We start from the raw sequence: 10,834 nt of genomic DNA, 5'->3' as shown, positions 1-10,834 counted from the left end.
GGACCAGGGTGGCGGTGGCGGCCAATTCGGTGATCAGTTCGGCGGTGAGCAGCCCGTCGGCACTCACGGTCGAGCCCGCGGTGGTGGCGCGGCCCTCCAGGCTGGCCGCCTCGGCGATTACGTGAATCACCACCGGGGACGCAGGCGGGCGCTGGCTGGCCGCGCAGTCGCGGCGCCCGCAGCCACAGCGCAGCCTTTCGGCTCCGGCGGCCAGTGCGCCCAATGCGTCGGCGCGCCGCTGGGCGCGGCTGCGTGGGTCGTGGGCACACACCGTGGCCGCCAGCGCGTCGAGGCGCTGATCCAATGCCAGGGCATCCGGTGTTAGCAGGCTGCCGCGGATCAGCGCGATACCGCCGAGCACCTCGTCGATAGCGATCTCGCGATCGGTTTGATGTTCTTTGCGCCGGCGCAGCGCATCCACGTCGGCGCGCGCCACCACCCGATCCACCTGGGCGCCCAGCCGGCCCCGGCTCATCGACGGCCAGCGCACCACCTTGACGGCCAACTCGGCGTCCACCGCGGCCAACACCTGCAGATCCTCGATCAAATCGGTGCGATACACGATCGTCTGAAACGCCCGATAATCGATCTCGCCGGCCGCAAACAACGCACCTACCTTCGGCAGCCGCTCGCGCATCGCGCGGGCATAGCGCAGCCGGCTGGCCGCCAAACCCTGGCTGATCCGCAACGCCGCGGCCACCTCGGCGGCCACCGCCTCCATCGTGTCGACCGCCCGGAACATCTGTCCAGTGTGTCCGATCAGAAACGCCGGTCAAGGCGCTACCGACCCCATCGCCTGCAACAGACCCGAGATAACACCAGAGGACCGGACTTGAAGCCGACCTTCACTCCGGTTCACTACATCGAGGACACGGTCCCGAAGACCCCGGGGAACATACATTCGATCATGCCACACCCCACCGACAGACGGCGGCCAACCTAGGTGTTGCTCTGGTCGATTCCCAGCACCCAGCGGCTGAACCGCCATACCCCATGTTGCTTGACCGCGGTGAAGTCGTAGCAGGCAGTCAGGTCCGCAATGGGCGGGCCGCCGTCACGGATCGCGAATACCTGGACATAACAGTGGCCGCTCGCCTCGGTGGCGCTGTGGCTGGTGAACCACACCGAGTCGATCGCGTGGCGCCGACGGTTGTTCTCGGCGTTGAACGCCGCTTTCCGCGCCGCCGCAAGGTATGCCACCGTGTCCATGTCTGCCGACACGGTATGGCCGTTTTGCGTCAGGAACAGCTCCGGTGACTCGGTGAACAAGCCTCGATGCGCATCGAGGTGGTCTTGGTCGTAGAGGTAGGCGTAAGCGCCCAGCAAGTTGATGATCGCCAAGCGGTCGGCGGCGTCGAACCTGGCCTCCCCGACATCGATAGCTTCGACCGGCGTCGCATACATAATGTGTGTCTCCTTAATTACATTGGTTATCAACATGTTTCACCGTACAGAGGATCCGATGGAGATGCCGCCATCGACGTCGAGCACGACGCCGGTGACGTAGCCGGCCGCCGGCGAGGCAAGAAACGCCGCCGCCTCGGCGATATCATCCGGTCGGCCGGTACGTTGCACGGGAATCTTGCCGACCAGTTTGCCGCGGGCTGCGTCATTCATTGAGGCCAGCATCGGTGTTTCGATCAGGCCGGGCGCGATCGCGTTGGCGGTGATGCCATGCCGGGCGCCTTCGAGGGCGATGGCGCGGGTCAGTCCGACGATTCCGGCTTTTGCTGCCACGTAATTGGTCTGACCGAAGTTTCCGCGCCACGACATTGAAGCGAGGCTGACGACCCGGCCATAACCCTGATCCTTCATCGGAGCGAATGCGGCACGCGCACAGTAGAACGCGCCGCTGAGGTTGACCGCCAGGACGGAATGCCAGTCGTGGTCCGCGATGTTTTCCAGGCGGTTGTCCCGGATGATGCCGGCGTTGTTGATCAGCACATCGAGACGGCCAAATTCCTTGGTGGTCTTAGCAATCCAGTCGTCGACCGTGCCGGAGCAGCTGACGTCGACGACATCGCAACGCACCGGCCCGTTGAACCGCACGGCGATCGAGTTGCCGGCACCGGCGAGGGCATCTGCGCGGACGTCGGCCAGTGCGACGGCGGCGCCCTCGGCTGCGAACCGCTGGGCCATGGCCAGTCCCAGCCCTTGGGCCGCACCGGTGATCGCGACAACACGGCCGACATATCGATTCATCGAACTTCTCGCTGGCCGACCCGGCTCCGCAGAAACGCCCGAACTGCTGCCGGCGGATGGCCGGTATCCCAGTTCTCCGCAAAGGCGTCCAGCTCTTGCCGCAGCGCGCGGACCATGTCGGCTGAGTCGAGCCGATGCAGCAGTGCCTTGAGGTTGCGCTGGGCGGGACCGGCGCGTTCGGCCAATCGGGCGCAAACCGTTTCGGCGGCCTCGTCGAGTCGATCGGGAGGAACCACGCGCAGAATCCAGCCGGTGTCGGCAAGTTCGCTGGCCGGCAATAGTTCACCGGTGAGCAACAGCCACCGGCACCGGCCGTGCCCGACCGCGCGCGCCAGCCGGACGCTGGAGCCTGCGGCCGGGAGCAGTTGATTGTTGAGGTGACCGTCGCCGATCATGGTGCCCGCCGCGGCGATGACGACGTCACATGCCAGGGCCAATTCCAGGCCTCCGGCGACGACATGTCCGTGCAGGACGGCTACCCACGGCACCGGGCTGGCCTCGATCCGGCTGAAGCAGTCCGACACCGTCTTCAAGAAGTGCACCGGATTGTGGCCACGCTGGTGCAACTGGAGAAAATGACGGAGGTCGCCGCCCGCGCAGAAGCTCGGCCCGTTGCCGGCGACGGCCACCACCGCGGTCTGTGGGTCGGTCTCGGCCAGGGTGATCTGCTCGGTCAGCGCCTCGATGAGCTCACCGTTGAGCGCGTTGCGTCGCGCCGGTCTGTTGAGCCGCAGCCATCGGACCGCGCCGCGCTGCTCGACCTGCAGGCAGCCGTCAGTCCCGTTGCCGCTCATCTGGTTTGCGGTCCTGATGCCGCTTGGCGCTGCAGCCGTAACGCCGACCGCTGGACTTTTCCGCTGCTGGTCTTGGGCAGTTCGGCGACGAAGTGCACCTGCCGCGGGTAGGCGTGGGCGGCGTAGTTGTCCTTGACGAAACGCTGCAACTCGGCCGGCAGTTCCGCGGACCGCGAGTGGTTGCCGCGCAGCACGACATAGGCCTCGATCACCTCCCCGCGAACCTCGTCGGGTGCGGCCACCACGCAACATTCGGCGACGGCCGGATGCCGCGACAGCACCGATTCGACGTCTGCGGGTCCGATGCGATAGCCCGCCATGATGATCACGTCGTCGTCGCGCGCGAAGAAGAAGAAGTCCCCGTCGTCGTCGATGCGGGCGATATCTCCGGTGAGGTAGTAGCGGTGATCCGGGGTGAACCGGCCGGCATGATCCGGATCCTGGTCCTGGTAGGCGCTGAACGTCAGCAACGGGCTCGCCGCGATGTCGATGGCGACCCGTCCCAGAACGCCCGGCGGCGCCGGCCGGTCGTCGTCGCCCAGCACGGTCACCGACCACCCGGGCAGCGGACGGCCCATCGACCCCGGTTTGACCGGTCTGGCCAATTCGGGGTGATGGTGGTTGCCCAGCACCATGCCCAGCTCGGTTTGGCCGAAGTGGTCGTGCACCAGCAAGCCCAGTGCCCGGCTCGCCCAGTCGTTGACTTCGGCGGTGAGCGGTTCTCCGGCGCTGCTGGCGCGGACCAGTTCGAGGTCGCTGGGCGGCGCCGTCGACGCCCGCAGACTGCGGAAAACCGTTGGGGCGGCGGCGAAGTTGGTGACACGGTGGTCGGCGAGGGTGCGCCAGGTCGACTCGGCGCTGAAGCCGCCGCTGAGCAGGATGCTCGACACCCCGGCGGCCATGGGCGCGGCGATGGCGGTGTAGAGCCCGTAGGCCCAACCCGGGTCGGCCGCACACCAGAAGCGGTCGTCGGCCGTCACGCCGACGCTGTATTCCAGGTAGGCCTGGAAACCGGCCAGGTACGCCACGGGGTGCACGACGCCCTTGGGCTTTCCGGTGGTGCCGGACGTGAACATGTGGACCAGCGCTGCGTCGCCACCGACCGCGACGCGCTCGACCGGCTCGGGCGCTGCCGCGGCGACGGCGTCGGCCAGCAACCGGTCGCCGTCATGGGTGGCCGGCGCGGTGCCGGTGACGAGGATTGCCCGGTCACCGCGGTGAGCCAGCTTGTGCCGGTGTTCGGGGTCGGCCACCACCAACACCGTTGCCGATCGCTCCAGACGCTCGGACACTGCGCCGGCGCCGAACGCCGTGAACAGCGGTACATGTACCGCGCCGAGCCGCCAGGTGGCCAGGATGGTGACGACGAGATCGACGCCCTTGCCCATCAATGTCGCCACCCGATCGCCGCGACGAACCCCCGCGGCGCGGAAAGCTTGCGCGTAACGCTGGGACGCGGCGGCGAGGTCGCCGAATGTCACGGACACCGAACCGCCGCTACCGACCACGGTGAACGCGGTGCGTTGCGCCGGATGGCGATCGCAGAGCAGCCAGGCGACGTCGGCGTGCGCATCGAAAAACTGATCTCGTAGTTCCTCGACTCGGCGCAGGCAGTTCATCCATTCACCGATTGGGTACATATTGACGTACAATAGTACCCATTAAATTACCAAGACTGGAAAATTGGTTACAGCTGACTGTGGTGTGCCTATGACCGCTCACTCTCGAAATGACGCCCGCCCCGAGGTGTCGTGTTGAACGGCCCCGGTGGATCGGTCCGGCGGCGTCGGGTCGACCAGGGGCGACGCGCTCGGTTGCTCGCCGACTTGGAGAACCTATTGCTCGCCGAAGGCTTCAAGCGCCTTACCGTCGACGACATTGCCCAGCGATTGCGGTGTTCCAAAGCCACGTTGTACAGCCTGGCGGGCAGCAAGGAGCAGCTTGCCGTCGTCATCACCAAGCAGTTCTTCCGAACCGCGACCGCCGAGATCGAGGAGGCCATCGCCGCGGTCACCGATCCCCGGGTGCGCATCTCGGTCTATCTCGCGGCGATCGGATCGGCGATGAACCGCTGCTCGGCTGCCTTCTACGCGGACATGAAAAGCTACCGCCCCACCGCCGACATCTATCGCGTTAACTCCGCCGTCGCAGCGCGCCGGGTCCAGCAGTTCATTGCCGACGGTATCGATGCCGGTGCGCTGCGCGACGTCAACGGCCTGTTCGTCGGACAGTTGATCGCGTTGGCAATCGATGGCGTGCACTCGGGCGCACTGCTCGACCCCACCGGCCTTACCGCCGGCCAGGCCTATCACGAAATCGCCGACCTGCTGCTGCACGGTCTCAACGCGTCACCCGCACCGACTCAGGCCGGGCGCTCGTAAGTCCATGCCCGCCGTGGCGCGGCGTCGGGAGGCGTCGTTTACTGGTCGGTGGCAGCATGCGGCGCGATCAATCGGAGCAGATCATGCGGGAAACAGTCATCGTCGAAGCCGTCCGTACCGCTATAGGCAAGCGCAATGGCGGATTGTCCGGCATCCATCCCGCAGACCTCTCCGCGGTGGTGCTCAACGAACTGCTGGAGCGCACCGGGGTCGGACCAGACATCATCGACGACGTGATCTGGGGCTGCGTGTCCCAGGTCGGCGACCAGTCCAGCAATATCGGCCGCTTCGCGGTCCTGGCCGCGGGCTGGCCGGAGAGCGTTCCGGGCACCACCGTCAACCGGGCTTGCGGATCCAGCCAGCAGGCTTTGGACTTCGCGGTGCACGCGGTGATGTCGGGCCAGCAGGACATCGTGGTGGCCGGCGGTGTCGAGGTGATGAGCCGGGTACCGCTTGGGTCCGCCAGGGCAACGGGACTGCCGTACGGCCCGAAAGTGCTTGCCCGCTATGACAACTTCTCGTTCAACCAGGGCCTGTCGGCCGAGATGATCGCCAAGAAGTGGGGCTTGTCCCGCACCCAACTCGACGAGTACTCCGCGTTGTCTCATCAGCGGGCCGCCGCGGCCCAGGACAGCGGCGCCTTCATCGAGCAGATCGTCCCGGTATTCGCCGCCGACGGCACCGTCGTCAATGCCGACGAGGGCGTGCGACGCGGGACGACCGTCGAGAAGCTGGCCGCGCTCAAGCCGGCCTTCGTCGAGGACGGGGTGATCCACGCCGGCAACTCGTCGCAGATCTCCGACGGCGCCGCGGCACTACTGGTGACGACCTCGCAGCTGGCGCTGGAGCTGGGCTTGACGCCGATCGTGCGGTACCGCGCCGGCGCGGTCACCGGCGCGGACCCCGTTTTAATGCTCACCGGACCGGTTCCGGCGACCGAGAAGGTGCTGCGCAAGTCCGGCATCGCCGTGGAGGAAATCGGCGTCTTCGAAGTCAACGAGGCCTTCGCGCCGGTGCCGCTGGCCTGGCTGGCCGAGACCGGGGCCGACCCGGATCGGCTGAACCCGCTCGGTGGCGCGATCGCGCTCGGTCACCCGCTGGGCGCCTCCGGCGCGGTGCTGCTGACGCGCATGGTTCATCACATGCGCGACAACGGAATTCGCTACGGCCTGCAGACCATGTGCGAAGGTGGCGGCACCGCCAATGCCACGGTGGTCGAGCTGATGAATTGAGCCCGCCCGACGGTGAATCTGACAACCGACTCGGCGTGTCCCGTCGCCGATTTCACGGTCGGCGCGCGTTTGACGGCGGCCACCTCCTATGGAAATCTCATACTCATGAGTGAGAGGGAGGTTCTCGTGAGCGATTTCGGCGAGCTGGACTTCTTCCGCGACCGCCGGCTCGTCGAGAATCCTTACCCCTATTACGAGGCGCTGCGGGAGCGCTGCCCGGTGACCCGCGAAAACCACTACGGGGTGACCATGGTGACCGGCTGGGATGAAGCGGTGGCGGTGTTGAACGACGCCGAGACGTTCTCCTCGTGCATCTCGGTGACCGGGCCGTTTCCCGGTTTCCCGGTACCGCTCGAGGGTGACAACGTCACCGAGCTGATCGAGCAGCACCGCGACGAGCTGCCGTTCAGTGACCAGCTGCCGACGCTGGACCCGCCCACACATACCAACCATCGCGCCCTGTTGATGCGGCTGATCACCCCCAAGCGCCTCAAGGAGAACGAGGACGCCATGTGGCTACTCGCCGACCGGGTGCTCGACGGGTATTTGGCTGGGGGTCAGGGCGATTTCATCAAGAGCTTCGCGAGCCCGTTCACGTTGCTGGTCATCGCCGACTTGCTCGGGGTGCCCGACGAAGATCGCGACGCGTTCGTCAACAACATTCACCGTCACGCCGGTGGCGGGGTGGGCGGCACCGGCGAGAAACCGCTGGCGCACAACCCGCTGGAATTTCTCTACGGAACCTTTGCCGACTATGTCCGGGACCGTCGCCGGCACCCTCGTGACGACGTGCTGACCGGTCTGGCCACCGCCACCTTCCCCGACGGCTCCATTCCGAGCGTCGAAGACGTGGCCCGGGTCGCCTGCAATGTCTTTTCGGCGGGCCAGGAAACCACCGTGCGGTTGTTGGGGGCCGCCTTGCAGGTCATCGGGGAGCGACGCGACATCCAGACGCAGTTGCGCAAGGACCGCAGCCTGATCCCCAACTTCATCGAGGAAGCGCTGCGCATCGAGAGCCCGGTCAAGGGCGACTTCCGCTTGTCCCGGGTGCCGGTCAACGTCGGCGGCGTCGACCTGCCCGCGGGCACGACCGTGATGATTCTGCAAGCGGCCGCCAACCGCGATCCGCGCCGGTTCACCGAACCCGCCACGTTCGACCCGGCCCGCAAGAACGCCCGCCAGCATCTCTCGTTCGGGCGGGGGATCCACAGTTGTCCCGGTGCGCCGCTGGCGCGCGCCGAGACCCGGGTGGCGCTGGAGCGGCTGCTGGACCGGACGTCGGACATCAGGATCAGCGAGCGGATGCACGGCGCGGCGAATGACCGGCGCTACCAATACGTTCCGACCTACATCCTGCGCGGGCTGACCGAGCTGCACCTGGAGTTCACGCCGACATGAGGGTGTGGGTTGACGACCAGTGCTGCCGCGGCCACGGCATGTGCCTGACGCTGTGCCCGGAGGTGTTCAGTCTCACTGACGACGGCTATGCCGTGGCGATATCATCTGATGTCCCAACCGAATTCGAGGTGGCCGCCCGCGAGGCCATCGAATGCTGCCCGGAGCAGGCGATTAGCGAGCGCTGAGGGGATCAGCCGGGTAGGCCGTCTACTCCCGCGGCTCCCGTGGCGCCGGTCCGACCTGCGGTACCCGCAATTCCGGGAGCGCTTCCCAATCCACCGTGACCGCCGGCCCCCGGAGTACCGCCCGCACCACCACTGCCGCCGTTGCCGCCGCGCGGGCGCCGATCGTGTCGGCCTTTTTGCCGTCCACTTCGTCGCCCGCACTGGCCCCTTGCCGCCACCGGGGCGCACGGGCGCTCTCCGCATTCGCAATCGCCGCGTCGATATGCTCCGAATGCGTTGCAGCAGTGGATAACAGCGCAGGCTGTCGTGGTTCCGTGCTTGCAGCAGCGACGGCAGACACGCCCTAGTCGGTGAGCGAAATCGCTTGGCGGGGGCACTGCCGCACCGCCTCGCGCACCAGCGCCTCGTTCTCGGGAGTGACCTCCGGCTGCAAGACGGTCAGCATGTCGTCGTCGCCGACCCGGAACACCTCCGGCGCGATGCCCATGCATACCGCGTTGCTCTCGCACAGATCCCAATCGACTTCGATTCTCATTGCGGCCTCCTCACCGCAGCACCCGCACCGGCACGTTCTGCCAGCCCAGGACATTTTGCATGTGGACCCGGTTGCAATTCGCCCAGTCAACCTCGTAGCGAGGCATGAAGTCCAGTAGCTTCTCCAGCGCGATTGCGCTTTCCATCCGGGCCAGCGCCGCGCCCAGACAGCTGTGAATCCCATATCCGAAGCCGAGATTGGTGGCTTCGTGCGGGTCGCGGTCGATGTCGAACACGTCGGGGTCGGTCCAGGCTTGCGGATCGCGGTTGGCGGCGCCGTTGATGAGGAACACCGGCTTACCTGCCGGGATGGTGACACCGTGCAGCTCGACGTCTCTCATCGAACGGCGGACCTGATACTGCGACGGCGCCTCGTAGCGCAGCAATTCTTCGACGGCGGCGGGGATCTTGCTGCGATCGTCGAGCAACTTCTGCCATTGGTCGGGAAACCGGGCGAACACCACCGGCGCATTGCCGACCAGCTTGGTCACCGTCTCGGCACCGGCCCCGCCCAATAATGTTGCGAAGCCAGCTATTTCGAGGTCGTCGAGCTTGGTGAGCTGTCCGTCTTCGCGTTCAATCTCGGCGGTGATCAACTTGGTGAACAGGTCGTCGCGCGGTTCGGCACGACGTTGCTGGACCTGGTCGTAGTAGAGCATCGCCGTGTTGATGTTGGCTTGCATGCCCTTTTCGCCGACCTCCACCTGTCCGGGCTCGCGGTGCAACGACTCGTCAATCCAATGCCGCACTTGCTGGGCATATTCCTCGGGCACTCCCAGCATGGTCGTGATCACTTCGACCGGGAACGGGCCGGAAAACTCCTGCACCGCGTCGAAACCCATGGGATCAACCGCGCCCAGGTACTTGTCGATCTTGTCGATGACCGTCCGCCGCTGCGACTGAATGGCGCGCGGCGTGAAGACCTTGTTGAGCAGGCTGCGCATGTGGCGGTGCTCGGGAGGATCCATGAAGATGATCGCCTTGTGCGGCGACGGCTGCCCGGTTCGCACCATCGCAAGGTCGATTCCGTAGGCCGACGAGTACGTCTGGAAGTCCTTGAGTCCCGCGGCCACATCAGCGTGGCGGGTGAGCGCGTAGAAGTCGTATTCCTCGCTGTAGTAGACCGGCGCTTCTTCCTGCATCCGCCGGTAGGTGTCCCAGGGACCGTTGAAGAATTCCTCGGAGAACGGATCGAAGACAACCTTCGAGGTGGTCATGGCACACTCCTCGGGCACCGGGTTGCGGACGAAATCGTTACGACTGAGCGTTCGACTGTAACGGTAACGGTAGCGGCTTCGGGAGCGCAGCGCCACGCACTCCTGCACGAACGCAAAGACCTTGCGGTGATAGTCGGCGGCGCTGTGACCAAGGCTGAGATTGTGCCCGGCGTCGGCCTGCAGCTCGCTGACGAAATGCGGCGCGGCCGAGAACATGTCGGCGATTTCCGCCAAGGCTTGAGGGTCGGACCGAAAGACATTGTCGTGGCGGCCCAGCGTGAACCGCACCGGGATCCGGACCGCAGGCGCCAGCGCGGGGAAGTCCCGGTGCGTCCAGTTCAGCGCCACGGCCCGCTCATACCGCGGAGCCGCCGAGTTCGTGATTGCCCGGACGATGTCGGCCGGATACAACCGCATCGGCTCCCACAGCAGCTCGCGGACCCCTGGGGGACGGTCCTGCTCGGCGGCCGCTCGCATGACCTCCTTGGCGGCGGGGTGGTAGCGCCTTCCGGTACCGCCCAGTTCGACGCCGAGCAGCTCGGCGCCGAGCGGGCTGGCAGCCATCCGCAGCGCCAACTCGCAGCCACCGGAATGGCCCATCAGGAACAGGCCCGCGCCGCGTGGGCGCTGTCCGAGGATGCGCTGCACGGCTCCGAAGGCAAGGGCGACGCGCTGCTGCGGACTTTGCACCGCCTCGGGATACGGCGCCGAGCTGCCGTGGCCGGGGCGGTCGAGCGCGATGACGGTGAAACCCAAAGTCGCGCCGAGCCGTAACAACGACAGCTGCGGGTGGCCTGGGCAGTCGAAATACGTCGATGTGGTGCCGCCGCCGTGCAGGGCCACCACGACCGCCCGGGGATCTGGAACCTCGGCGGCCAGCCCCGACATCGG

Annotated in this window: 11 protein-coding genes and 2 pseudogenes; 4 read left to right on the top strand and 9 right to left on the bottom strand. The window is 66.4% G+C overall.

The annotated features are described in order from the left end of the window. The 5 genes and pseudogenes from BST40_RS14100 to BST40_RS14080 form a co-directional block, all read right to left on the bottom strand. Positions 1-733, bottom strand: a pseudogene (locus tag BST40_RS14100) (DUF222 domain-containing protein); the annotation flags it as partial. Between the two features lie 206 nt (positions 734-939). Further along, positions 940-1,404 carry a nuclear transport factor 2 family protein gene (locus tag BST40_RS14095; RefSeq protein WP_075548201.1) on the bottom strand — a complete coding sequence of 155 codons (465 nt, stop codon included), beginning with the start codon at positions 1,402-1,404 and terminating at the stop codon, positions 940-942. A gap of 39 nt (positions 1,405-1,443) precedes the next feature. Next, positions 1,444-2,202, bottom strand: coding sequence for an SDR family oxidoreductase (locus BST40_RS14090; RefSeq protein WP_075548200.1), 759 nt, complete (start codon positions 2,200-2,202; stop codon positions 1,444-1,446). Beyond that, on the bottom strand, positions 2,199-2,996 hold the full coding sequence (locus BST40_RS14085; protein WP_075548199.1) for an enoyl-CoA hydratase/isomerase family protein: 798 nt from the start codon (positions 2,994-2,996) through the stop codon (positions 2,199-2,201). Before BST40_RS14085 ends, BST40_RS14090 begins: the two co-directional genes overlap by 4 nt. Further along, on the bottom strand, positions 2,993-4,636 hold the full coding sequence (locus tag BST40_RS14080) for an AMP-binding protein (protein WP_241780291.1): 1,644 nt from the start codon (positions 4,634-4,636) through the stop codon (positions 2,993-2,995). Before BST40_RS14080 ends, BST40_RS14085 begins: the two co-directional genes overlap by 4 nt. Positions 4,637-4,750: 114 nt before the next feature. Between BST40_RS14080 and BST40_RS14075 the strand changes: the two genes are divergently transcribed. From BST40_RS14075 to BST40_RS14060, 4 genes are all read left to right on the top strand, one after another. Beyond that, complete coding sequence (locus BST40_RS14075; RefSeq protein WP_240316502.1) at positions 4,751-5,377, top strand: TetR/AcrR family transcriptional regulator; 627 nt, start codon at positions 4,751-4,753, stop codon at positions 5,375-5,377. Between the two features lie 83 nt (positions 5,378-5,460). Further along, positions 5,461-6,609 (top strand): thiolase family protein, encoded by a 1,149-nt coding sequence (locus BST40_RS14070; RefSeq protein ID WP_075548211.1) that lies wholly within the window; start codon positions 5,461-5,463, stop codon positions 6,607-6,609. A 105-nt stretch (positions 6,610-6,714) separates the two neighbouring features. Further along, positions 6,715-8,007: a cytochrome P450 gene (locus tag BST40_RS14065; RefSeq protein ID WP_083154537.1), complete on the top strand. Its 1,293-nt coding sequence runs from the start codon at positions 6,715-6,717 to the stop codon at positions 8,005-8,007. Next, on the top strand, positions 8,004-8,192 hold the full coding sequence (locus tag BST40_RS14060) for a ferredoxin (protein WP_075548197.1): 189 nt from the start codon (positions 8,004-8,006) through the stop codon (positions 8,190-8,192). The genes BST40_RS14065 and BST40_RS14060 overlap by 4 nt, the downstream gene beginning before the upstream one ends. Before the next feature lie 22 nt (positions 8,193-8,214). Here the strand turns inward: BST40_RS14060 and BST40_RS30110 are convergent, their stop codons facing one another. The 4 genes and pseudogenes from BST40_RS30110 to BST40_RS14045 all read right to left on the bottom strand — a co-directional run. Beyond that, complete coding sequence (locus tag BST40_RS30110) at positions 8,215-8,379, bottom strand: hypothetical protein (protein ID WP_158006367.1); 165 nt, start codon at positions 8,377-8,379, stop codon at positions 8,215-8,217. A gap of 156 nt (positions 8,380-8,535) precedes the next feature. After that, a complete protein-coding gene (locus tag BST40_RS14055) occupies positions 8,536-8,727 on the bottom strand; it encodes a ferredoxin (RefSeq protein ID WP_075548196.1) in 192 nt (63 codons plus the stop codon). A 10-nt stretch (positions 8,728-8,737) separates the two neighbouring features. After that, the gene (locus BST40_RS14050) at positions 8,738-9,943 is read right to left on the bottom strand and encodes a cytochrome P450 (RefSeq protein WP_075548209.1); all 1,206 of its coding nucleotides are present in this window, start codon (positions 9,941-9,943) and stop codon (positions 8,738-8,740) included. Between the two features lie 162 nt (positions 9,944-10,105). Continuing rightward, a pseudogene (locus BST40_RS14045) lies at positions 10,106-10,831 on the bottom strand (alpha/beta fold hydrolase); the annotation flags it as partial. Positions 10,832-10,834: the final 3 nt, after the last annotated feature.

This window comes from Mycobacterium persicum (assembly GCF_002086675.1).
GTDB classification, from domain to species: domain Bacteria; phylum Actinomycetota; class Actinomycetes; order Mycobacteriales; family Mycobacteriaceae; genus Mycobacterium; species Mycobacterium persicum.
This window is presented reverse-complemented; position numbering and strand designations above follow the sequence as displayed.